This window comes from Streptomyces sp. NPDC093252 (assembly GCF_040683675.1).
In the GTDB taxonomy this organism is placed as follows: Bacteria; Actinomycetota; Actinomycetes; order Streptomycetales; family Streptomycetaceae; genus Streptomyces.
On the sequence record NZ_JBFBEM010000013.1, the window covers coordinates 206,723 to 229,702 of the forward strand.

The window sequence follows — 22,980 nt, forward strand, 5'->3', positions numbered from 1 at the left end:
ATGTCGTGCGCCGCCAGGGACTCGAACCCCGGACCCGCTGATTAAGAGTCAGCTGCTCTAACCAACTGAGCTAGCGGCGCCTGCTGACGTCGTAGACCTTAGCACCCTGCTCCTGAGGAGGAGAAATCGATATCCGCACGGTGGCGCGGGCGGCCCGTACGGCGGCCCAGAGCAGCACCTCGGGGCCGGGGAGCCAGGGGTGGCGGGTGTCCGGGGCGACGAGCCAGCGGTTGTCGAACGGCCCGTCGCCGCCGTCGCCGCCGAGGGGTGCCGGGACGGTCACGGCGTCGCCGGTGCCGTGACACAGCAGCGGCGGGATCCCGCCGGTACGGCCGCCGCCGTCCGGATCGCCGTCGTCGCGGGCGCCCCACTCCTCCCAGTGCAGCAGCGACGGCAGCCGCTGGGCCGTGCCGGACGCGGCGAACAGCAGCACCCGCCCCCGGTAGACGGCGACCGGGCCGGAGCCGGGCCCGTCCTCCCACAGCCGGTCCAGCATCCGGCGCCCGAACACCACGGGCGCGCTCACCACGTCGAAGACCGCCCCGCAGGGCAGCACGACCGGGGCGTCCGGCTGCTCCCGCCACACCGCGAGCGTGCTGCGCGGATAGAGCGCGGCCGAGGCGAGCCAGGAGGCGCCGTCCGGGGTGACCCCGGCGATGTCGGCACCGTGCCCGCTGCCGGCGTCCTCGCTGCCGAGGGGGCCCGGGGGGCCGAGGGGGCCGAGGGGGGAGGGGAAGGCGGCGAAGATGGCACTGGCACTGGCACTGGCGCTGGCAGCGCTGGCACTGGACGTGGTGCTGGTGGGGGGTGTGCAGAAAGGTTCATTCCCGGCGCTGCTCATGACACCCAGATGTACCGGCTGTGAGTGCCTGGTCGCCATCAGTTGCCGGAAATCGGGACAGGGGGTGGCCCGGGGAGGTATCTTGCCCGGCTGGCATATGCGGGGTGCGCGTTGCCGAGGGCGGTGGGCCCCCGGAGGTGGGCCCCGGAGGTGGGTTGCTGCGGTGGGCTGCGGGCCCCCGCGGTGGGCCCTTCCCTCACACGGGGTCCACGTGCTCCCGCCCGCCCTCCGCGCCGCTCATCAGGTCCCGGCCGAACTCGACCATCTTCTTCGCGTAGTCCTCGGTCCACTCGGCCCGCGCGGCGATGTCCGCCGGGGTCAGCCGGTCGAACCGGCGCGGATCGGCGAGCTGGGCCGCCGCCATCGCCTGGAACTCCACCGCCCGGTCGGCCGCCGCCCGGAACGCCTGGGTCAGCTCCGTCGCCCGCGCCAGCAGGGCCCGCGGGTCGTCGATCGACTCCAGGTCGAAGAAGTGCTCCGGATCGGCCGCCGCCTGCATCGGCTCGAAGAGCAGGGGCGCGGGGCGTAGCCGCGGTTCCTTGCTGCGCGGCGTGGGCTCCGCCATGTCGTTCCTCCTGGTCTCGCGTTTCCGCTCGGGTCGGTGGGGTGGGTCTGTGTGTCCTGGCTGGGGCTCGCGGGGGCTCGCGTGGGTGGCTCCGGGGTGGCTGCCCGGCCGGGGGCGCGGGCCCGGCCACCCGGGTCTCGGGTTGCTGGCTCGTGCTTTCGGTCCGGGTCTTCCGTCCCGGGGTGTCCGTCCCGGGATTCCGGGGCGGGTCTCCGGTCAGGGTCTTCGGGCAGGGTCTTCGGTCCGGTTTCCGTCCCGGGTTTCCGGACCGTTGTGCGTGCTGTGTGAGGGGCGCACCCGCACACGAACGCCACGGGCCACCCACCATTGTCCCGCGTGGGCGCAAGAGGGCCCACCGTCCCACCCTTCACCCCTGCCACAACACGACGGTGGGGCGGGGGCTTCCGGGTGGCGGCCACTGCTGTCCGGGGGCGGCGGACGGTGCTGCCCGGGGGCAGCGTGGACCCGGATCCCAACCGGAGGCGGATCCCCCGGCACACCCGCACCGGACCACCGCCGGAGACGGACGGCGCTGCCCCCTGGGCACGCCCCGTGACATCGCCCCCGTGACATCGCCCCCGTGACATCGGCCCCGTGATATCGCCCCGGCGCCAGCCGCAGCCCGCAGCCCGCAGCCCGCACCCCCCGGCTCACGGTCTCCAGGTCACCCGGTGTTCCCCCAGATGGGACAGCACCGCGTGATTCGCCTCCCAGCCGTCCGGGAACTTCACCAGCGTGCCCAGTTGCACCGGCTCCGTCGACGGATAGGCGTCGAGGAGGTCGGCCACGCCCGCCCGGCACACCACCACACAGGCGTGCCGGTGGCGCGAGGCCAGGACGCACAGCCGGCCCGTCTCCAGATGGAACGCGGTGGCGTCCGGGCGCCCCGACAGCGGATGCAGCACCACCGTCACATCGAACTCCATGCCCTGGAGCCGGTTGGCCGTGTCCACCGCGACCCCGGTGACGCCCAGCTCGGCGAGGGCCGCGCGGACGGCCGCCGCCTGGTCGCGATGGGCGGTGCCGACGGCGATCCGCGACGCGGTCAGCGGTACGGGCTCGGCGGCCCGCTCCGACACCGCCGCCCCGCCCCGGTCCAGCAGCCGCCGCACCACCATGGCCACCGCCCGCACCGCCTCCGGGTCGGTGCGCGGGGTGTGCCGGGCGGGCAGCTCCAGCAGGCCCCAGCCGGACTCGGCCGCCGCGTCGATCACCCGGTCGGGGCCGGAACCGTCGGCCGGGACCGCGAAGGCCAGCCGCCGGTCGTCGTGACCGGTGCCGCTGCGGAACGGGGTGTACGGGTAGAACGCGTCGGAGACCAGCGGCGCCGCCGACGCCGGGAGGCGCCAGGACACCGGCAGCCGGTGCTGCGGCAACTGCGGATTGTGCGCGAGCAGCGTCGTCACCGCCGAGGCCGACGGGTCGTACGACAGCCCCGCCCACTGCTCGCCGCCCACGATCGAGAACGGGTCGAGCTGCCCCGGGTCGCCGACGAACAGCGCCCGCTCGAACAGCCCCGCCACCGCCAGCAGCGAGTCCGAGCGCATCTGGTACGCCTCGTCCACGATCGCGTGCCGCCAGGGCTCGTCCACCGTGACATGCGCCCACTTCGCCGCCGTGGAGATCACCACCGGCAGCCCCGCCAGGTCGGCCGCCTTCGCCGATGTACGGACCTGGTCGAGCGGGTCGAGGGCCTTGTCGTAGGGGTCGGCGTCGCTGCTGTGGAGGCGGCCCACCGGGAGGTCGGGACGCTTCTCGGCGAGGCGCAGCACCAGGTCGTCGACCTGGGCGTTGGTCTGGGCGACCACCATCAGGGGGCGTCCGGCGTCGGCGAGTTCCAGGGCGGCGCGGACCACCAGGGTGGACTTCCCGGCGCCGGGCGGGGAGTCCACGACGACACCGCGCTCGGTGCCGCGCAGGGTGTCGGCGAGGATCGCCTCCGTCGCGCGGGAGGCCGCCGCGCCGGGGTCGAGCGGCACCGGGGCCGGGGCTGCGGTGGTCACAGGACGTCCTCCTCGGTGACCGGGTCGGCCGCCGGGACGGCCGTCTCGTCCGGTGGTCCGCCATGGGTCCAGGGGGTGTCCTCCGGCTCGGGCAGCCGGGCACCCCCGCGCTGCTCGTGCTCGAACAGGGTGAAGCACACCCGGTCGCCCTTCTCCGGCACCGACCCCACCTCGGGTTCCTTCCCCCGCCCCATCTTGTCGACGATCCGCAGCACGACCAGCAAGGGCGCCCCGCCCCCCGCCCCGCTCTCCTCTTCCGCACCCTCCTCCTCATAGCCGACGAACTCCGCCGCCTGCGGTTTGCCGCCCAGGGAGCGGAAGGTCTTCGTCCGCTCGCCCAGATACGGCCGGTCGTCCGTACGGACCGTGACCAGCGGGCGCGGGCTGGGGCGCTTGCCCTCGCTGTACGCCATGACCACGTCCACGACCTCGCCCGCGAACGCCTCCCCGGCCAGCCGCCGCCCGGCCATCACCAGCGGATCGTCCAGCGCCTCCTGGGCCTCCAGGCGGGCCTGTTCGCGCTCGCGGGTGGCGAGTTTGTTCGCGGCGGTCACGGCGTCGTCGTGGCGCGGCTGGGGCGGCTCGCCCGCGATCACCCGGTCGCGGTGGCCGGTGAACGACCAGCGGTCCCGCGTCCACCGCTCCGCGACCCGCGCCCCCTCCGGCAGCTCCCGCAGCAGGTCCAGACCCCGCCACACCGCGTCCCAGGTGGGCCGGGTCCGGGACTCGACCAGCGCCCGGATCCCCCGCTCGGCGGCCGTCACCTCCCCGAGCCGGTCGTCGGCCTCCAGCCCGTCCTCGGCGGCGGCGAAGGCGGTACGGGCGCGGTCGTAGCGCTCGATGGCGGGGGCGAGCAGCTTGTTGTCGAACGCCGGGTCGGTGGCCGGTCCGGCGGGCGGACAGCGCAACTGTCCCTCCGGGTCCCGGTCCAGCTCCGCGCGGAGCGCCGCCTCGGCACCGGACGCGGCGCCGGGCGGGTCGAGCCAGGCCAGCAGTGCGCCCAGGTGCTGGTCCTCCATGCTCGACTGGCCGGTGGCCCAGTGCCGGGCCAGCAGATCGGTCATGCCGAGCAGCAGCGAGGAGCCCGGCACCCGGGCCCGCTCCCCGTAGTGGGTCAGCCAGCGCCCGAGCAGCGGCACGCGCGGGGGGGCCGGATAGGGCGCCTCGGGATCCTGCTCGGCGGTGCGCCGGAACCGCGTCGAACGGCCCAGCAGCCGCACGTACGCGATCCCCGCCCGGTTCGGCACCACGAGCTGCGGGGCGTCCGCGCACAGATCGACCTGGACCTTCACCCGCTTGCCGGTCTCCGGGTCGGTCTCGGTCCGCTCGGCGGCCTCCACGGACTCGGCGTAGGCGTCGATGTAGGGCAGCACGATGTCGGCCAGCTCGGCGAGGAACGCGAACCGCAGCTCGCGGTCGCGCGGCTGGGCCACGGTCAGCAGCCGGGGCGCGTCCCGGTCGGTGCCGACCAGCGCGCCGAGCGGTGCACCGGCCTCACCGGCGGTGGTGAGCGGCACGAACACCAGGGGGTGCGGGGACACCTGCCGGTGCCGCACGGTCGCGGCGGGCTGGGCCCGCCCACTGCGCACGGCCTCCAGCCGCCCCAACGCGGAGATCAACGACATCCCGAAGCCTCCCCGCCGCCCCCCGGCCCCACACCGCGCGGGACCGCCCCACCGACATCCCCCCGAACGCCCCCACCCCCCGGACGCGGCCCACCCATGTGACCGGGGTGCGCAGCCATCCCCGGCGGGGTCCGTCCGGCACCGCTCTCGGCCTCCATGAGCGGCGGACGCTGCCCGCCGACCGGGCCGGTACCCACAGCCGTGCCCGGCAGGGTTAGTCCGGTACTGCTCTCAGCGCCCGTGAGCGGCGGACGCTGCCCGCTGACAGGGCCGGTACCCGCAGCCGTGCCCGGCGCGGGATGCCCCGGGTTGCTCCCGGCGCCCCAGGGCCGGTTCGCGTCGACGCCCGCTGCACGGCCCCCGCCGTGCTGGAGCGGCCCGCCCCGCTCGCGTACCGCGCCGATGCGCTGCCCGGAGCCGCCCGTCCCCGACACCGCGCCCGGCGAGGTCTGTCCGGTATTGCTGTCGCGGCCCGTGAGCGGGGGATGCTGTCCGCTGGCCGGGCCGGTACCTGCCGCCGTGCCCAGCGCGGGGTGCCCCGGGTTGCTCCCGGCGTCCAAGGGCCGGTTCGCGTCGACGCCCGGTGTACGGCCCCCGCCGCTCTGGAGCGGCCCGTTCCGCTCGGGTGCCGTGCCCGTGCCTTGTCCCGAGGCGCCGGTGACCACACCCGCGCCCAGGCCCTGCCCGGAGGCACCGGTCCCCGGCACCGCGCCCGGCGAGATCCGTCCGGTACTGCTCTCGGCGTCCGTGAGCGGCGGACGCTGCCCGCTCCCCGGGCCGGTACCCGGCGCGAAGGGCCCCGGGGCGCTTCCCGGGTCCCCGAGAGGATGCGCCGCCCCGTCGACCCCCAGCGCCTCCGCCCGCAGCAGGGCCGCTCGGCGCAGTGCGGTGACCGTGGGGTCCGTGGGGTCGCCGTGGGTGCCCCGGGAGGTGGCGAGGACGGTGTCGATGTCGGTCAGGGCGCCCAGTTCGGCGCGCAGCGGGCGGCCGAGGGCGGTCACCGCGCCGGACGCGCGGGCCCGTGCCCGGCAGTGGTAGGCCAGTTCGCAGGCCGACAGGCACTCGGGGGCGTAGGCCGCCGGAACCGCCTCGACGGCCGTGGTGAGCTGCTCGGCCGGCAGGTCGGGGGCGAAGCAGGCGCCCGCGGGCAGCCTCGCGGCGATCTCGTCCAGCCGGGTCAGCCGGCGGAGCTGCCGCGCGGTGACCGCCCGCTGCTTGCGGATGTCGACCGCGGAGGCGGTGGGCAGGTTGGAGAAGTCCTTGGGGCACACCAGCAGCACCCGGTGGCCGACCCGCGGGGCGGGCTCCAGCCGGGCGGCGACCTGCTCCAGCGCCAGCACGTACACCGCCGCCTGCCGGGCCGCGGCGCCGACCTTCGCGGGATCGGCCGAACCGTCCAGCAGCGGGAACGACTTGATCTCCACGACCGTCCACCGCCCGTCCGGATGCACCACCACCGCGTCCGGTTCCAGGAAGGCGGGCGCGCCCGCGACCTCCAGCGCCAGCATCGGATGGTCCAGCAGCGTCCACTTCCCTGAGCCGCTCGCACCCCCAGGAGCCTGGGAATCCCCGGAATCCCGGGGCTCCCCGGCATCTCCCGACCCCTCGGACTCCCCGGAACCGGTCGCCTCGCGCAGGGCCAGGGCCGTCCGCGCGGCGCGGCCCTCGGGGCCGGCGGCCGTGAGGTCGGGGACCTCCGCGCCGGTCGGCGGCTCGGCGCCGGGGTCGAGGGTGCGGTGCACCAGGGCCAGCAGCTCCGCGCCGCCGTCCGCCTTGACCCGCGCCTCGAAGGCGTTGCCGCGCGCGAAGGCGAACTGCGACTGGCCGAACGCCGACGGGGAGCCCAGCGCGCTCGCCAGCTCGGCCTTGTTCACCCCCGCGCCGTCCAGGATCGCGCGGCGGTCGCAGCCGGGGTTGGCGGCCAGGGCGGCCAGGGCGCGCGCGTCCAGCGCCTTGGCGGGGACGCCGGCGCCGCGCAGCTCAGCGAGCCTTGCCCACGCTCTCGGCGCCGCCGCTGCGGGAGAGTCCCCATCCGGCGACATCGTCGTCGCCCGGGTCCGCGGGGGCGGCACCCGGTCCGGTACGTGACTCTCGCTGCCGTGGAATTCGTTCACCCTGGGAAGTCTGGCATCCACCACTGACAACCGGGGCCGAAGCGCCCCGAGCGCCCGAAGTGAGCGCCGGTATCCGGCGGATGACCAGCGCCCGCACCCGGTCCGCGCCCCGCAGCACATACGGCGTCAGCAGCAGCCCGGCGCCCATCACGGCCGCTCCCGCGACCGCGTCGAGGAAGTAGTGGTTGGCGGTGCCCATCACCACGACCGTGGTCACCAGCGGGTAGACCACCGCGGCGACCTTCGTCCACCGGTTCCCCCCGTACCGCCACAGGATCACCCCGCACCACAGCGCCCAGCCGACATGCAGACTGGGCATCGCCGCGTACTGGTTCGTCATCCCGCCCAGCCCGCGCGGCGCGCTCGCCTCGCCCGCCCACCAGCCGTACGCGCTGTACTGGGCCATCGTGTCGACGAAGCCGTAGGCCGGGTCGAGGAGCCGGGGCGGGCAGGTGGGGACCAGGGTGAAGCCGATCAGGCCGATGAAGGTCGAGGTCATCAGCCAGGCGCGGGCGGCGCGGTAGCGCACGGCCCGGGAGCGGAACAGCCAGATCAGCACGGCGGGGGTGACCAGGTAGTGCAGCGAGGCGTACCAGAAGTCCGCCGGTATCCCGATCCACGCCTCGCGCGTGAAGAGCCGGTTGAGCGGGTGCTCGGCGTTGAGCCGCAGGGCCTTCTCCAGGCGCAGGATCGCCAGACCGTGCTCGACGGCGGTGGTCTCGTCGCCCCGGGCCAGCAGCCGCCCCGCCGAGTAACAGCCGTACACCAGCAGGATCAGCAGCAGCTCCGTCCACCAGCGCGCCCGGGGTGGCGGGGACGCCCCGGCGCCCGCTATGTCGGAATGCGGCATCCGATCGCCCTCCCCCTCGTCCTGTCAGCGGCGCCGGCGTACCGGTCGTGTCACTCTACGGCGTACTCCCGTGGCAGCGATGGGGCACTCCAGCCCCGATAGACGCAGGGATCGCCCGCCGGGTTGCCCCATATGCGCGTCGGCGATGATGGAAGGACGCCGCCCGGTCTTCGGCCTCCCGTAAGACGGGGGACACCCGCCCGACGCCCGGCATTTCCCGAAAGGTCCCCTAGGTCTCCATGGCACCGCGCATCCTGCTGGCCCGGCACGGGCAGACCCGGTGGTCACTGGCTGGCAAGCACACCGGCAGGACCGACGTCCCGCTGCTCGACGAGGGACGGCGCGGCGCGAAGCTGCTGGGGGAGCGGCTGCACCGGCCGCCGTTCGCGGGCCTGCCCGGCACCGAGGTCCGCACCAGCCCCCTGGTCCGGGCCAGCGAGACCTGCGAACTCGCCGGCTTCGCCGACCGCGCCACCCCCTGGGACACCCTCCAGGAGTGGGACTACGGGGCCTACGAGGGCCTGACCCCGGACGAGATCCAGGCGGTCCGTCCGGGCTGGCTGATCTGGCGCGACGGGGTCCCGGACGGCGAGAGCGTCGCCGAGGTGACCGCCCGCGCGGACGAGATCGTCGCCTGGGCCCGCTCCGCCGACCGCGATGTCCTGGTCTTCGCCCACGGCCACATCCTGCGCGCCCTGGGCGCCCGCTGGCTCGGCCTCCCCCTCGACTTCGCCGCCCGCATCCGCCTGGCCCCCACCTCCCTGTCCATCCTGAGCTGGGCGTACGGCGCCCCCGCGATCGATAGCTGGAACGACCGAGGCCACATGGGTTAGCGACCGCCCCATGCTGCTCCCTCGCGGCTCCCGGCCCGAGCGCGGGGCCCGCTCCCTCACACGGCCTACGGGTGCCTGGGCCGCCCCCCCGGGGCCCCCGCCCTCCCGCGCCGTTGGCGGCTGCCTGGGTCCGCCTCCAGGGACTCGCACTCAGGCGCCATTGGCGGCTACCTGGGCCGTCGCCCGAGGTCCCACACTCAGGCACGCGCGGCTACCTGGGCCGCCTCCCGGAGTCCCACCCTCACGGCACCGCCCGTGACTCCCGGGCCCGGCCGCCGGTCCCGCTCTCCCGCCCGGCCTGCGGCCATGCGAGCTGCCTCCTCCGGGTCCCGCCCCCACCTCTTCCGTCGGCGGCTGCCTGGACTGCCATCCGGCCCGGCGGCAGGCCCTGCGGGCTACCTTCCGGCCCGGCAGCACAGGCCCTGTCGGCTGCCTTCCGGCCCGGCCTGCGACCCTGCGGGCCGCCCCCCCCCGGGGGGCCCACCCCCCGCCCGGCAGCCAGCCCCCTACCCCGCCCGCAACAACCCCCCACACCGACCCAGGAAATCCGACACCCCCGAAGCGTGCCTGTGCGGCAGGAGCACGCGGGCCGTGCCCGCCAGCATGGTCTGGATGCGGGACGACTGGACCTGGCCCAGCAGCTCCAGCACCCGCAGGCCCGCCTGGGCGGCCTCGTCGGGGTGGCCGCCGCGGGCGAGGTCGTCGGCCAGTTCCGCGGTGTAGAGGGCGATGTTGCGGGTGAAGTGCGGATCCTGGAGGTGGGCCGCGCGGCGGGCGTGCCGGGCCGCGCGGGGCCAGTCCCCGAGCGCCGACCAGCACTGCGCCTCCAGGCCCTCCAGCTCGGCCTCGCCGTAGAAGGTCATCCACTCCGGGTCGGCCGGGGAAGGGCCCCGTTCGAAGAGGGCCTGCGCGCGGGCCAGGGCCTGTACGCAGCCGGTGCGGTCGGCGAGTCCCGCCCAGCCGCCCGCCTCGCGCAGCGCCAGCAGCGACATCAGCCGCGCCGACCCCAGCGGCCGGGCGATCCGCTGCGCCGCCTGCGCCGCCCGGACCGCCTCCCGCGGGCGCCCGGTGTCGCGCGCGAGGAACGCCGTGTTGCAGAAGGCGTGCGCCTCCAGCCCGGCGTCGTCGGACACCCGCGCGGTGGCCAGCGCCTCCGCGTAGTGGGACCGGGCGTCGTCGAACCGCCCCGAGTCGTGCGCCAGCCACCCCACCGAGATCGCCAGTTCCCCGGCGCCCGCGTGCAGCCGGTCGGCGGTGGTCTGCCGGGTCGCCCCGGCGTCCAGCAGCGCGTAGGCGGCCCGCAGGGGGGCCGCGGCACGCCGGTACAGTCCGTCGGCGCCGTGCCGGTCGTCCAGCAGCCGGATCCGGCGGACCGCCTCCTCCAGGGCGCCCGCCTCGCTCGACCCGGCCCGCCGCGCCGGGCGCCGGGCGGCGGACGCGTCCGGTGCCAGGGCCAGCGGGCCCAGCGAGGCGGTGGCCACGGTGGCGCTCCCGCCGGTCATGAATGCGCGACGCAGCACGTCGCTCTCCTCGTGGTCGTGGTGCCGGCCGTCCGGGTCCCCGGTGGGTGCGGGGGCCGGTGCCGATGTCGTGGTCCGCGCGCCCCGGCCGCGGACCGAGGAGCGGGGCGCGAAGCCCAGGTCGGCCAGCGTGCGGCCGGGGAACATGTGCAGGAACACCCGCTCGTACGCGTAGTTGGGACAGCGGATCTCGCCGGCCTCGACCCGGCCGACGTACCGCGCGTCACAACTGACCTGCTCGCCGATCTCCCGCGCGGCGCGCCGCACCTCCGCCGCGAACTCGGCCGGTGAGCGCGGTCCCCGCAGCCGGCGGAAGGCGAGGTTCGGCCGGGGCGGCCGACAGGGCTGGGACGAGGTCACCTTTGACGACGTCATGGCCGGGTCCTCTCATACGAAGCGTCGAACCCTGCCGGATCCGAGAGGAGTTGACCCTGGATGTCGGGTTGGTTCCCTTGTGGTCCGGCGGCATGAAGGTACCCGCTGTGGCCGGTCCGGCATGCTGCGTTTGGCTACAAACCGGATATCTCATCCGTGATCTGCCATGAACTGCCATCCTTTGCGGCGCACTTCCGGCGTAGCCGTTGACGGCCGTGCGGCGTTGAACCTGCGGACCGGGAGCCCCCGACTCCCGAGCCCATGCCCAAGGAGGTTCGTGGTGGAGGCCGGGATGGAGACCAGACAGAGTATCGATTTCCGCGGTGCGCGCGGGATGTGCGGCGCGCGGGGCGGGCCGCCGACCGCGTGGCCCACCGCCTGGGACCTGGTGACCGTCCCCGCGCGGCAGGGACTTGAGGCCGTCGACATCCTGCGCCGCGGCGCGGGCGACGCCGTCGGGCCGGTCCTGCACGACAACGGCTGCGACACCCTCGGCTTCCTCGTCCCGCCCGGCACCGCCGCCGCCTGGGACGTCCCCGGAAGCACCTGTACCGAGACCCGGGGCGGCGGCCCCCGCGTCGCCCCCGAACCCCCCGTCGAGGGCTCCGACTGGCTGCTGCCCCCCGCCGACACCGGCCCCGGCACCGACCTCGCCACCGACCCCGCCGTTCTGCGCGCCGCGCTCGGCGAGGCGGCCCGGCTGATCGAGGCGGCCGACAACTGCCGATGACGGCCCCTGGGTGACGGCTGACCGGGATCGTCCCGGCACCGTGACCGGGCGCCCAGCACGGGCGCCGCCCGCGACCCCCTGTGACAATGTCCCCATGGGGAAGTCGGGACAGGGACAAGGGCAGCGACAAGGACAGGGACAGGGACAGTCCAGGAGTGGGACCCGGCGCCGACCCGCCGGGGCGCTCGTGGAACCCGTCGACGGCGGACTCGCCGAACTGATCCCGGACCGGGACCGCCCGCACGCCTGGACGCTGCTGATCGACGGGGCACCGCAGTCCCACGTCGACCTCGACGACCCCGCGTTCCTCTCCTTCGAGTACCAGCGCCGCCTGGGCCATGTCATCGACCTCGCCGCCCCGCCCGGCGCCCCCCTCAAGGCCGTGCACCTCGGCGGCGGCGCCCTCACCCTCGCCCGCTACCTCGCCGCCACCCGCCCCCGCTCCACCCAGCAGGTCGTCGAACGGGACGCCCCTCTCGTCCAACTGGTCCGGCGCGCCCTCCCCCTGCCCGGCGGCGCCCGCATCCGGGTCCGGTCGGCCGACGCCCGCGAGGGACTCGCCAAGGTCGCCGACGGCTGGGCCGATCTGATCCTCGCCGATGTCTTCAGCGGGGCCCGCACCCCCGCCCACCTCACCTCCACCGAGTACCTGGACGAGGTACGCCGCGCCCTGCGCCCGGGGGGCGTGTACGCCGCTAATCTCGCCGACGGGCCACCGCTGGCCCATCTGCGCGGCCAGATCGCCACCGCCGCCGCCCGGTTCGGCGAACTCGCCCTGATCGCCGACCCCGCGGTCCTGCGCGGCAAACGCTTCGGCAACACCGTACTGGTCGCCTCCGACCGCCCGCTCCCGCTCGCCGACCTCACCCGCAGGGCCGCCTCCGACCCCCACCCCGCCCGCGTCGAACACGGCCGTTCCCTGACCGACTTCACCGGCGGAGCCCTCCCGGTCACGGACACGACGGCGGTGGCGTCCCCGGCACCACCACCGTCGGTGTTCCGCTGAAACGGGCACCAGGGAGGGGCGTCCCCGGGAGGGCCCGAGGTGATGGGGATTGGCGGGCAAACGCGACGAACCCCGTCCCACTCAACCTGGGGACGGGGTTCGTCGTCTGGAGCGCTGGGCAGGTCTTGCACCTGCATTTCCCCGCAGGAAGCGGGGCGTCTTGACTTGGACCACCAACGCAGAGGCAGTCTCTCCCGGGTCTCCCCGGTGGGCTGCTCTGTGATCAGCTTAGCGTATTTCCAGACCGCGCCCGACCACCCAACAGCGCCCGGAACAGGGCTAGTACGTCCCCACCTCCACCCGGGGCGGCCCGTCGTGCCAGGTGCAGAACACCGATACCCGCTCGGCGCCGGAGGAGAACTCCACCCGGATCCAGGTGTCCAGCGTCCAGACCTGCATCGACCAGCCCGCGTTGGGCTTGGCCGTCACCAGCGTCGCGGAGGCGGCGCCGATGTCGAACACCGCCCGACCGGCCTCGGTGTCATAGCTCCGGACCGTGCCGGAGGCGGGGGGCGGGGTCGTGGCCGGGGTGCTCGGGGCGGCGGGGGAGGTGGCGGGGCCGGTGGCGGGCGGGGTGCTGCCCGAGGCGGCCGGGGGCTCGCTCGGCGGCGCCGGCGCACTGCTCCGCGGCGGCTCCGACGACTCCGGCACGGTGGGCGTGACCTGCGGTTCCGGCCGTTCGTCCGCCTCGTCCGCCGCGGTCACCGGCAGCGCGCGCGGCGCCTCGTAGGCCGTCGCCACCATCACCGTGTGGACACCCCACCAGGACAGCGTGACCGCCGCGCCCGTGGCGAGCGACCAAGCCAGTACGTGTATGAGTCCTCGGAGCATCGGGGGCCATCCTGCCCCACCCGCCCCGCTGGTGTCCCACCGCCGTGACTCTTTTCCACAACCCGGGAGTTGTCCACAGGCGGCCGATGGGTGTCGCCCGTATGGCGTACGGTGCCGCGCATGGCAAGTGTGCTCGTGGTCGAGGACGACCAGTTCGTACGCTCGGCGCTCATCCGGCATCTGACGGAGGCCGCGCACACCGTGCGCAGTGTCGGTACGGCGCTGGAGGCGCTGCGCGAGGTCGCCCATTTCCGTTTCGACGTGGTCATCCTCGACCTCGGACTGCCCGACCTGGACGGCGCCGAGGCGCTCAAGATGCTGCGCGGCATCACCGACGTCCCCGTGATCATCGCCACCGCGCGGGACGACGAGACGGAGATCGTGCGGCTGCTCAACGACGGGGCGGACGACTATCTGACCAAGCCGTTCTCCGTGGAGCACCTCTCCGCGCGGATCGCCGCCGTACTGCGCCGCTCCCGGTCCACCGCCGGGGAGGCCCCGCCCTCGCCGGTGCTGCGGGTGGGCGGTCTGACCGTCGACCCGCTGCGCCGCCAGGCCGAGCTGGACGGTGAGCGACTGGACCTGACCCGGAGGGAGTTCGACCTGCTGGCGTTCCTGGCCGGCCGCCCCGGCGTGGTGGTGCCCCGGCGTGAACTGCTGGCCGAGGTCTGGCAGCAGTCCTACGGCGACGACCAGACCATCGACGTCCATCTGTCCTGGCTGCGCCGGAAACTGGGCGAGACCGCGGCCCGTCCGCGCTATCTGCACACCTTGCGCGGCGTCGGAGTGAAGCTGGAGCCACCGGGAGTGGAGCCGCCGCGATGAGATGGGCACTGGTCAAGGTCTCGCTAGCGGTCACCGCCATGGTCGTCGTCGCCTTCGCGGTACCGCTCGGCCTGGTCATCCAGGAGATGGCCCGCGACCGCGCGTTCTCCAACGCCGAACGGGACGCGGCGGAGATCGCCCCCGCGCTGTCCATCACCACCGACCGCGAGCAGCTCCGGCGGGCGATGGCCGCGGCCGGCTCCGACGACCGGATGGCGGTCCATCTGCCGACGGCCAGCGGTACGTCGACGGCCGGGATCGGCGTGCCCCGCGCCCTGCCCGAGGACATCGAGGCCACCCGCAGCCTGGGCCGCGCCTCCACCGCCGAGGTCCCCGAGGGCTCCGCGCTGCTCCAGCCGGTGGCGCTCAGCTCCGGCCAGATCGCCGTGGTCGAGGTGTACGTCGCCGACGCCGCCGTAAGCCGGGGGGTGAGCACGGCGTGGGCGGTGCTCGCCGGGGTCGGCCTCGCCCTGATCGTCGGCTCGGTCGCGGTCGCCGACCGGCTCGGCGCCCGGATGGTCCGCCCCGCCCAGCGGCTGGTCGAGGGCGCGCGCGAACTCGGCGACGGCCGGCTCGGCGCCCGGGTCCCCGAGGAGGGCCCGACCGAACTGCGGCTCGCGGCGGTCGCGTTCAACTCGATGGCCGACCAGGTCGTCCAGCTCCTGCACAACGAGCGGGAGCTGGCCGCCGACCTCTCCCACCGGCTGCGCACCCCGCTGACCGTGCTCCGGCTGAACGCGGCCTCCCTGGGCGAGGGCCCGGCCGCCGACCAGACCCGCGCGGCCGTCGCCCAACTGGAGCGCGAGGTCGACACCATCATCCGGACCGCCCGGGAGGCCAAGCCGCAGACCGTCGCCGCCGGGCCGGGCGCCGGGTGCGACGCGGCCGAGGTGGTGCGTGAGCGGATGGGCTTCTGGTCCGCGCTCGCCGAGGACGAGGGCCGCAAGTGGCGGGTGGCGGGGGCGGAGACCCCGGTCCGGATACCGGTGGCCCGCGCCGATCTGGCCGCCGCGCTCGACGCGCTGCTCGGCAATGTCTTCCGGCACACCCGGGAGGGCACCGCCTTCGCGGTCGACCTGCACAACGGGGAGGACGCGGTGATCGTGCTGGTCTCGGACGCCGGGGAGGGCATCGCCGACCCCGAGGAGGCCATGGCCCGGGGCAGCGGCTCCGGCAGCGACGGCTCGACCGGGCTCGGCCTGGACATCGTGCGCCGCCTCGCCGAGTCCACCGGCGGGGACGTACGGATCGGGTCGTCGGTGCTGGGCGGCACCGAGGTGCGGATCTGGATCCAGCTCGACGGGCGCAGGCCGGAGCGGCGGGGGCATCGCGGGGGGATGCGGAGACGCCGGCCCCGCCGGCTGGTCCCCTCGCTTAACCGGCCCCGATCCCTTCCTTAAGCCCACCCTAAGGATCCCGATCGGCGCCCGTTACAGGTGATGTGCCCGGTTCCGCTTCGGTAGCGTGTGAGGTGTTCCCCCAAGAGGGCATCGCCTCGGCGCCCCGACCTCCCCTGGCTAAGGCGCCCTGACACGCCCGGACCCCGAGGGGAGTCGACGGGGCGCGACACCTCCCCCCCCATATGGTGTCGCGCCCCGCTTCCCCCCCCCCCAAGAAAAGAACCGCCAAGCCCCCCCAACCACCCCACCCCCCCGCTACACCGCCCCGATCCCCGGCAGCACACCCGTCCGCGCCGCCTGTCCGTACCAGTGCGCGCTGGACTTCGGCGTCCGCTCCAGCGTCGCGTAGTCCACGTACACCGCCCCGAACCGCTTCCCGTACCCGTACGCCCACTCGAAGTTGTCCATCAGCGACCACAGGTAGTAGCCGCGCACATCGGCGCCGTCCGCGAGGGCGTGGCGCACGGCCGACAGATGGCTGTGCAGATAGGCGATCCGCTCGGGGTCGTGCACCCGCCCGTCCGGGCCCGGCGCGTCCTCGTAGGCGGCCCCGTTCTCCGTGATGTAGAGCGGCAGTCCGGGTGCCTCCCGCGCGTAGCGCGTGATCAGCTCGTGCAGCCCGCTCGGGTCGACGGTCCAGCCCATCCCGGTCCGCTCGCCCGGCGTCTGATGGAACACCACGTCGTCCGCGCCCGGCCAGGGCGAGTGCGCGCTGGCACCGTGACCGTCGGCCCGCGCGCCGGGACCCGCCGGGCCACCGGCGACCGGGCCGGAGACCAGCGCGGGCGTGTAGTAGTTCAGCCCCAGCGCGTCCAGCGGCTGCCGGATCGCGGCGAGGTCCCCGTCCCGGACGAACGACCAGTCGGTGAGCGGCGCGGTGTCCGCCAGCAGCGTTCCGGGGTAGGCGCCGTGCAGCATCGGGCCGTGGAACACCCCGTTGGCGAGATCGTCGATGCGCCGGACGGCGGCCAGATCGGCGGCGTCCCCCGACACGGGCCGCACCACCGAGGAGTTGAGGCTGACGGCGACCGCGTTGCGCTCCGGCATCACCGACCGCAACGCCGAGGCGGCCAGCCCGTGCGCCAGATTGAGATGGTGCGCGGCCCGCAGCGCGGCCACCGGATCGGTCCGGCCCGGCGCGTGCACCCCCGAGCCATAGCCGAGGAACGCGCTGCACCAGGGCTCGTTCAAGGTGATCCACTGCTCCACCCGGTCACCGAGCGCCTCCCCGACCAACTGCGCGTACTCGGCGAACCGGTACGCCGTCTCCCGCTCCGGCCAGCCGCCCGCGTCCTCCAGTTCCTGCGGCAGGTCCCAGTGGTAGAGGGTGACCGCCGGTTTGATGCCCCGGGCGAGCAGCACGTCCACCAGCCGCCGGTAGAAGTCCAGCCCCACCTGCACGGCAGGACCCCGTCCGGTGGGCTGCACCCGGGGCCAGGACACCGAGAACCGGTAGGCGTTCAGCCCCAGCTCCGCCATCAGCGCCACGTCCTCGCGGTAGCGGTGGTAGTGGTCGACGGCGATGTCCCCGTGCTCACCCCCGGCCGTACGGCCCGGCGTATGACTGAAGGTGTCCCAGATCGACGCAGTACGACCGCCCTCCCGCGCCGCGCCCTCGATCTGATAGGCGGAGGTGGCGGCACCCCAGAGAAACCCCGCCGGGAAGGCGGCCGGGCTCGGCGACAGCACGGACTCGGACCGGGATGACGTGGAGGAAGCGGATGCCGTGGACGACGCGGGTGACGGGGATGAAGCAGACGCCGTGGATGACGTGGACGACGCGGATGAAGCGGATGCCATGGAAGCGCTCCCAGAGGTAGGGGATGGGGCCGGGGCAGGCAGGCAGGCGGGGACGGGCAGGGGGCGGTGACGGCCTCACCCCTTGACCGCCCCCTGCATGATCCCGCCCACGATCTGCTTGCCGAAGATCGTGAACACCAGCAGCAGCGGCAGCGTGCCCAGCAGGGCGCCCGCCATGATCAGTGACTGGTCGGGCGTGTATCCCCGGCCCAGTCCGGCGACCGCCACCTGCACGGTCGGGTTGCCGGTCTGGGTGAGCACCAGGAACGGCCACAGGAAGTCGTTCCAGGTCTGGACGAACATCAGCATGCCCAGCACCGCCATCGCCGGGCGGGCCGCCGGGAACACGATGTGCCACACCACGCGCCAACTGCTCGCGCCGTCCACCCGGGCGGCCTCGATCAGCTCGTCCGGCAGCGCGGAGATCAGATACTGCCGCATGAAGAACACTCCGAACGCGCTCACGAGCGATGGCAGGATCACCGCCTGGAGCTGATCGGTCCAGTCCAGCTCGGCGACCATCATGTAGAGCGGGATCACACTGAGCTGCGGCGGCACCATCATCGTCCCGATCACGAGCAGCATCAGCGCGCCCCGGCCCCGGAACCGCAGTTTGGCGAAGGCGAACCCGGCGATGGTCGAGAGGAACACGACCGTCCCGGACGCGATCCCGGCCACGATCGTGGTGTTGAGGAACGCCTCGCCGAGGTTGGCGTCCGTCCAGGCCGTCTCCAGGTTGTCCAGCAGATTGGCGCCGAACCAGAACGGCGGCGGGGTCTCGGCGAGCCGCTGGTTGTCGCGGGAGGCGGCGATGGCCGTCCACACCAGCGGGAACAGCGAGCCCAGGGTGAACAGCGCGAGGATCGCGTAGGCGATCGGCCCGGCGTGGCGCTGGCCGCCCGCGCGGGCCGCCTTCGGGACCCGGCGCTTCGGGCCTCGGCGCCCCGGGCCCCGCCGCGACGGGCGTCCGGCCTCGGCGGCCGGCTGCTCGGGGGGAGTCAATGTCGTCGTCACGCCCGTTCTCCTAACCACTGGCCCGACCGGCGCTACCGCTACCGCTACCGCTGGCGCCACCGCCACTGCTATCGCTACCGCCACCGCCGGCGCGCAGTCGGCGCGAGATCACGTAGTTGACGAGTCCGATCACGATCAGGATCAGGAACATCGTCCAGGCGATGGCCGAGGCACGGCCCAGATGCTGATTGATCCAGCCCTGCTCGTACAGATACAGCCCGAGCGTCTGGAACTGGTGCTGGGAGCCGCCCGAGGCACCCTTGTTCGCATCGAACAACAGTGGTTCACCGAACAACTGAGACGCACCGATGGTCGAAACGACACAGGTGAACAGGATGGTCGGCCGCAGCGACGGCAGGGTCACATGCAGGAACTGCCGCCACCGGCTCGCCCCGTCCAGGGCCGCCGACTCGTACAGATCATGCGGGATCGCCTGCATCGCGGCGAGATAGATCAGCGCGTTGTAGCCGGTCCAGCGCCAGATGACGATGGTCGAAACGGCGATCTGGGACGCCCAGGTGTCGTTCTGCCAGTCGATGTGATCGATCCCGATCGCCCCGATCGCCCAGTTGATCATGCCGTAGTCCCGGCCGAAGAGCAGCACGAACACCAGCGACGCGGCGGCGATCGAGGTGGCGTAGGGGGCGAGCATGACGACCCGGTAGAAGGTCGAGGCACGCAGCCGGTAGTTGAGGAGGTGCGCGATCCCGAGCGCGATCAGCAACTGCGGAACGGTCGAGATGATCCCGATCGTGATGGTGTTGCGGGCGGCGTTCCAGAAGAAGTCGTCGTCGAGGATCCGGGTGTAGTTGCGCAGTCCTACCCAGTCCATGTTGGTCGGTGCGGTCAGCTCCACCTGGTGCAGCGAGGCCCAGCCGGTGTACAGCAGCGGAAACAGCCCGAACGCCAGGAACAGCACGAAGAACGGCGAGACGAACGCGTACGGGCTCCACCTCATGTCCCGCTGCCGGCGGCGGGACAGCCGGGCGCGGCGGCGCGCCCCGGGCCCGGTGGGGGCGCCCGCGCCGGCCGGGGCCGTGCCCCCCTCCGGGGAGAGGGGCACGGCGGCGGTGTCGTGCCGGGCGGCCATACCGGTCACTTGTCCAGGTTGTTGTCGATGGTCTTCACGGCCGTCTCCCAGGCTTCCTGGGCCGACTTGCCCTGGGCGACCAGGATGACCCCGTTGTCGGTCAGGCCCTGCTGGATGATCTGGTCCTTCGGGCCGATCACCTGCACGGGACTGCTCTTGGCGGCCTCGGCGAAGAGGGTGCCGATGGGGGCGTCACCGGTCATCTCGTTGGTGGCGTCCCTGACCTCGGGCATCTCGTAGGCGGCCGGGGCGCTGGGGAAGCTGCCCTGCACGTCGAACAGCTTGGCCTGCTGCTCGGGCGCGGTCAGCCAGGCGGCCAGTTCGGCGGCGGCCTCGGCGTTCTTGCCGGACTTCGGCACGGCGAGGAACGACCCGCCCCAGTTGCCGGCCCTCGGGGCGGCGGCCACGTCCCACTTCCCGGCCGCCTCCGGCTGCGACTTGCCCTTGATGTACCCGAGCATCCACGGCGGGCAGGACATCGCCGCGAACCGGCTGTTGGCGATGGTGGTGTCCCAGGCGGGCTGGAACTGCGTCTGATTGCCGACGAGTCCCTCCTCGGCGGCCCGCGCGGTCAGGTCGAACGCGTCCTTCACCGCCGGGTTGGTCTTGTAGACGACCTCGCCGGAGGAGTCGTAGAACCGCTCGGTCTCGCTGCCCAGGATGGCCTGGATGAGGCCGCCGGGGGAGTCCAGGAAGGTGGTCTCGTCCGGGGCCCGGTCCTGGTACTGCCGTCCGACCTCGACGAACCTGTCCCAGGAGCCCGCCCACAGCTTCCCGACCTCCTCCCGCTCGGAGGGCAGTCCGGCGGCCTCGAAGAGGTCCTTGCGGTAGCAGATGGCCATCGGCCCCACATCGGTGCCGAGTCCTATGGTCGCGCCATCCATGGTGGTGGCCTGCTGCCACTTCCACTCCAGGAAGTCGCTCTCCTTCCCGTACTCCGACAGGTCGAGCAGCTTCTCCGACTGGGTGTTCACCACCTCGGCGATGTTGCCGACCTCGACGGCCTGGATGTCCATCAGCCCGCTGCCGGTGGTCAGATGGTTCACCAGGGCCGGGTAGTAGTTCTCGTTGCGCTCGGTGACGTTCTCCTTGATGGTGATGTCGGGGTGGAGCTTCATGTACTCGTCGTAGAGACCGGCCTCCTTGAAGCCCATCGCGCCGAACAGCCCCAGCGTGAGGGTGGTCGTGCCGCCGCCACCGCCGTCCGAGGTGTCCGACTCGTTGTCGCCGTCGTCGGCACAGCCGGCCAGCAGACCGGCGCCCAGCGACACGACGGCCGCGAGGACGAGCGCCTGACGGCGGATGATCCGGGAAGGTGCGGGTGCTCGCATGTGCGTCCTCCTGTCGCCCCGACGGGCGGGGAACGTGCGGGATGGGGTGGGGAGTGTGCGCGGGCGGGAGTGCGGGGTGCGGGGGTCCATCCGGGGAACAAGTCCCGGATCAGGTACGGGAATGACTCAGGGATCAACCAAAAGAACGACTGCGGTGGTGCGTGCCGGGACGACGGGTGGAATGCATGCCGGAACGACGGGTGGCATGCGTGCGGGAACGACTGCGGGAATGCGTGCGGGATGTGGAGGCCACGGGTATCGTGAGGGCTGTGGGAGCGCTCCCATCGATGATGTGTTGAAGGGTCGTGGCTCCCGGCGGGGGTGTCAAGGGACCGGACGCGACGGGCCGCGTTCAGTTATCGGCCCGTTAACCGGGGACCGGGGCGCCCCCGGTTGACGCGGGTCGGGGCCCGTGCCGCTCACGTGACGGGCGCCACTGTTACATTCCAGGCCAGGGTGACGACGGAAGGGCGAGCCGATGGCAGTCCAGGGAACGCGCGGCCGAGGGGCCGGGCGGCCGACCCTCGAAGAGGTCGCCGCACGCGCGGGCGTGGGCCGCGGCACGGTCTCGCGCGTGATCAACGGCTCGCCCCGGGTCAGCGCCACCACCCGCGCCGCCGTCGAGGCCGCCGTCGCCGAACTCGGCTACGTCCCCAACACCGCCGCCCGCGCCCTGGCCGCCAACCGCACCGACGCCATCGCCCTGGTCGTCCCCGAGCCGGAGACCCGCTTCTTCGCCGAGCCCTACTTCTCCGACATGCTGCGCGGGGTGGGCGCCGAACTGGCCGACACCGAGATGCAGTTGCTGCTGATCTTCGCGGGCAGCGACCGGGAGCGGGCCCGCCTCGCCCAGTACCTCGCCGCCCACCGGGTCGACGGCGTCCTGCTGGTCTCGGTGCACGCCGACGACCCGCTCCCGGATCTGCTGGCGGAGCTGGAGATCCCCGCGGTCATCAGCGGCCCCCGCTCGGCGGCCGAGGCCCTCCCCTCCGTCGACTCCGACAACTACGGCGGCGCCCGCTCCGCGGTCGAGCACCTGCTCGCGCGGGGCCGCACCCGCATCGCCCACATCACCGGCCGCCTCGATGTCTACGGTGCCCAGCGCCGCCTGGACGGCTACCGCGACGCCCTGCGCGACTCCGGCCGCCCGCTGGACGAACTCCTCGTCGAGCGCGGCGACTTCACCGAGGACGGGGGCGCCCGCGCGATGACCGCGCTGCTGGCCCGCCGCCCCGACCTGGACGCGGTCTTCGCCGCCTCCGACGTCACCGCGGCCGGCGCCCGCCACATCCTCCGCGAGGCCGGCCGCCGCATCCCGGACGACGTGGCCCTCGTCGGCTACGACGACTCCGCCATCGCCCGGCACATGGACCCGCCCCTGACCAGCGTCCGCCAGCCCATCGAGGAGATGGGCCGCAGCATGATCGACCTGCTGCTCACCGAGATAGCCGCCCGCCGCCCGGCCCCGCCGCCGCCCCCGCGCACCGGGCACCAGGTGGTCCTGGCGACGGAACTCGTCGTCCGCACCTCCGCGTGAACACCCCCGACGCGCGGATTCCCGCCCTGGCCCACTGGCTGTCCGCCCGGCTCGACGAGGACGAGCGCTCGGCACGGGCGGCGAGCCGCCGCCACGGTGAGCCGGGCCCCGGGGCCGGGGTGCGCTGGCGCTGGGAGGACCCGGAGACCGACGAGCCCGTACTCCCCGACCCGGACCGCGCGGAGTTCGTCACCTGCGAGGCCCCGGATGGCGAGGGCGCCGTGGTGGCCCTGCGCAGCGAGGAGACCTGGCCGACCCGGCGCTCCGGCGAACTCCCGCAGTTCGGCATCGATCTCGCCCGGGAGGTGGACGCGGCCGTGGGCGCGCACATCGTCCGCCACGACCCGGCGCGGGTCCTGGCCGAGACCGACGCCAAGCGCCGCGTCCTGGCCTGGGCCCTGACCGCGCCGCCGTCCCCGTCCACGGACCATGTGCTGCGTCTGCTGGCCCTGCCGTACGCGGACCAGCCCGGCTACCGGGCGCAGTGGCGGCCCTGAAGACGCCGGGCGCGGACCTCCCGGCAGAAGACGGCGCCGATCCAGGCGGCGGCGACGGCCAGCACGACGGCCGCCCCGACCAGCAAGGGGATGATCACGAGGTCTCCAGGAGCGGAGTGCAGGTCATGGGTCCACCCTAAGCTCCGGGCATCGCGTCCGCGTCGACCGGTGTGCCGCACCCCCACCGGAGGGG

18 protein-coding genes, 1 tRNA gene and 2 pseudogenes are annotated in these 22,980 nt (G+C 74.0%); 7 read left to right on the top strand and 14 right to left on the bottom strand.

Translation table 11 applies throughout. From position 1 onward, the window contains the following. Positions 1 to 6: 6 nt before the first annotated feature. The 7 genes and pseudogenes from AB0O01_RS26595 to AB0O01_RS26625 all read right to left on the bottom strand — a co-directional run bounded on the left by AB0O01_RS26595 (position 7) and on the right by AB0O01_RS26625 (position 7,998). Positions 7 to 80: transfer RNA gene (locus AB0O01_RS26595), tRNA-Lys, on the bottom strand. After that, on the bottom strand, positions 71 to 658 hold the full coding sequence (locus AB0O01_RS26600) for a hypothetical protein (RefSeq protein ID WP_365317261.1): 588 nt from the start codon (positions 656 to 658) through the stop codon (positions 71 to 73). The genes AB0O01_RS26595 and AB0O01_RS26600 overlap by 10 nt, the downstream gene beginning before the upstream one ends. A gap of 379 nt (positions 659 to 1,037) precedes the next feature. After that, a complete protein-coding gene (locus AB0O01_RS26605) occupies positions 1,038 to 1,406 on the bottom strand; it encodes a hypothetical protein (RefSeq protein ID WP_365317135.1) in 369 nt (122 codons plus the stop codon). 650 nt (positions 1,407 to 2,056) lie between these two features. Beyond that, entirely contained in the window at positions 2,057 to 3,409 is a 1,353-nt protein-coding gene (locus AB0O01_RS26610; protein ID WP_365317137.1) for an AAA family ATPase, read from the bottom strand. After that, positions 3,406 to 5,034 carry a hypothetical protein gene (locus tag AB0O01_RS26615; RefSeq protein WP_365317139.1) on the bottom strand — a complete coding sequence of 543 codons (1,629 nt, stop codon included), beginning with the start codon at positions 5,032 to 5,034 and terminating at the stop codon, positions 3,406 to 3,408. Before AB0O01_RS26615 ends, AB0O01_RS26610 begins: the two co-directional genes overlap by 4 nt. An 845-nt stretch (positions 5,035 to 5,879) precedes the next feature. Further along, a pseudogene (locus AB0O01_RS26620) lies at positions 5,880 to 7,076 on the bottom strand (hypothetical protein); the annotation flags it as partial. Then, entirely contained in the window at positions 7,015 to 7,998 is a 984-nt protein-coding gene (locus tag AB0O01_RS26625) for a phosphatase PAP2 family protein (protein ID WP_365317141.1), read from the bottom strand. The pseudogene AB0O01_RS26620 and the gene AB0O01_RS26625, both read right to left, overlap by 62 nt. 239 nt (positions 7,999 to 8,237) lie before the next feature. On the opposite strand from AB0O01_RS26625, the gene AB0O01_RS26630 reads away from it, so the two are divergent. Continuing rightward, positions 8,238 to 8,831: a histidine phosphatase family protein gene (locus AB0O01_RS26630; protein WP_365317143.1), complete on the top strand. Its 594-nt coding sequence runs from the start codon at positions 8,238 to 8,240 to the stop codon at positions 8,829 to 8,831. 506 nt (positions 8,832 to 9,337) lie between these two features. Here the strand turns inward: AB0O01_RS26630 and AB0O01_RS26635 are convergent. Continuing rightward, complete coding sequence (locus tag AB0O01_RS26635; RefSeq protein ID WP_365317145.1) at positions 9,338 to 10,726, bottom strand: hypothetical protein; 1,389 nt, start codon at positions 10,724 to 10,726, stop codon at positions 9,338 to 9,340. A 334-nt stretch (positions 10,727 to 11,060) separates the two neighbouring features. On the opposite strand from AB0O01_RS26635, the gene AB0O01_RS26640 reads away from it, so the two are divergent. Together AB0O01_RS26640 and AB0O01_RS26645 are read left to right on the top strand one after the other, a co-directional pair. Then, positions 11,061 to 11,456 (top strand): hypothetical protein, encoded by a 396-nt coding sequence (locus tag AB0O01_RS26640; protein ID WP_365317263.1) that lies wholly within the window; start codon positions 11,061 to 11,063, stop codon positions 11,454 to 11,456. 94 nt (positions 11,457 to 11,550) lie between these two features. Beyond that, positions 11,551 to 12,462, top strand: a complete 912-nt coding sequence (locus AB0O01_RS26645; RefSeq protein WP_365317146.1) for a fused MFS/spermidine synthase — start codon at positions 11,551 to 11,553, stop codon at positions 12,460 to 12,462. A gap of 279 nt (positions 12,463 to 12,741) precedes the next feature. Here AB0O01_RS26645 and AB0O01_RS26650 read toward each other — a convergent pair whose 3' ends face one another. Further along, positions 12,742 to 13,293, bottom strand: a complete 552-nt coding sequence (locus AB0O01_RS26650; RefSeq protein ID WP_365317147.1) for a hypothetical protein — start codon at positions 13,291 to 13,293, stop codon at positions 12,742 to 12,744. Between the two features lie 120 nt (positions 13,294 to 13,413). Here AB0O01_RS26650 and AB0O01_RS26655 point away from each other — a divergent pair, with 120 nt between their 5' ends. Further along, complete coding sequence (locus tag AB0O01_RS26655) at positions 13,414 to 14,118, top strand: response regulator transcription factor (RefSeq protein ID WP_365317148.1); 705 nt, start codon at positions 13,414 to 13,416, stop codon at positions 14,116 to 14,118. After that, complete coding sequence (locus AB0O01_RS26660) at positions 14,115 to 15,518, top strand: HAMP domain-containing sensor histidine kinase (protein WP_365317150.1); 1,404 nt, start codon at positions 14,115 to 14,117, stop codon at positions 15,516 to 15,518. Before AB0O01_RS26655 ends, AB0O01_RS26660 begins: the two co-directional genes overlap by 4 nt. Positions 15,519 to 15,773: 255 nt before the next feature. Here AB0O01_RS26660 and AB0O01_RS26665 read toward each other — a convergent pair whose 3' ends face one another. The 4 genes and pseudogenes from AB0O01_RS26665 to AB0O01_RS26680 all read right to left on the bottom strand — a co-directional run bounded on the left by AB0O01_RS26665 (position 15,774) and on the right by AB0O01_RS26680 (position 20,753). Further along, positions 15,774 to 17,318, bottom strand: coding sequence for a GH1 family beta-glucosidase (locus AB0O01_RS26665; protein WP_365317152.1), 1,545 nt, complete (start codon positions 17,316 to 17,318; stop codon positions 15,774 to 15,776). A gap of 75 nt (positions 17,319 to 17,393) precedes the next feature. Continuing rightward, on the bottom strand, positions 17,394 to 18,332 hold the full coding sequence (locus AB0O01_RS26670) for a carbohydrate ABC transporter permease (protein ID WP_365317154.1): 939 nt from the start codon (positions 18,330 to 18,332) through the stop codon (positions 17,394 to 17,396). An 88-nt stretch (positions 18,333 to 18,420) separates the two neighbouring features. Then, positions 18,421 to 19,422: pseudogene (locus tag AB0O01_RS26675) on the bottom strand (sugar ABC transporter permease); the annotation flags it as partial. Positions 19,423 to 19,427: 5 nt separating this feature from the next. Then, a complete protein-coding gene (locus tag AB0O01_RS26680; protein WP_365317155.1) occupies positions 19,428 to 20,753 on the bottom strand; it encodes an extracellular solute-binding protein in 1,326 nt (441 codons plus the stop codon). 478 nt (positions 20,754 to 21,231) lie between these two features. Here AB0O01_RS26680 and AB0O01_RS26685 point away from each other — a divergent pair, with 478 nt between their 5' ends. Together AB0O01_RS26685 and AB0O01_RS26690 are read left to right on the top strand one after the other, a co-directional pair. After that, positions 21,232 to 22,290 (top strand): LacI family DNA-binding transcriptional regulator, encoded by a 1,059-nt coding sequence (locus tag AB0O01_RS26685; protein WP_365317157.1) that lies wholly within the window; start codon positions 21,232 to 21,234, stop codon positions 22,288 to 22,290. After that, positions 22,287 to 22,787 carry a DUF6221 family protein gene (locus AB0O01_RS26690; RefSeq protein WP_365317159.1) on the top strand — a complete coding sequence of 167 codons (501 nt, stop codon included), beginning with the start codon at positions 22,287 to 22,289 and terminating at the stop codon, positions 22,785 to 22,787. Before AB0O01_RS26685 ends, AB0O01_RS26690 begins: the two co-directional genes overlap by 4 nt. Here the strand turns inward: AB0O01_RS26690 and AB0O01_RS26695 are convergent. After that, positions 22,763 to 22,885, bottom strand: a complete 123-nt coding sequence (locus AB0O01_RS26695) for a hypothetical protein (RefSeq protein WP_365317160.1) — start codon at positions 22,883 to 22,885, stop codon at positions 22,763 to 22,765. The two genes, AB0O01_RS26690 and AB0O01_RS26695, sit on opposite strands and share 25 nt — an antisense overlap. Positions 22,886 to 22,980 lie beyond the last annotated feature (95 nt).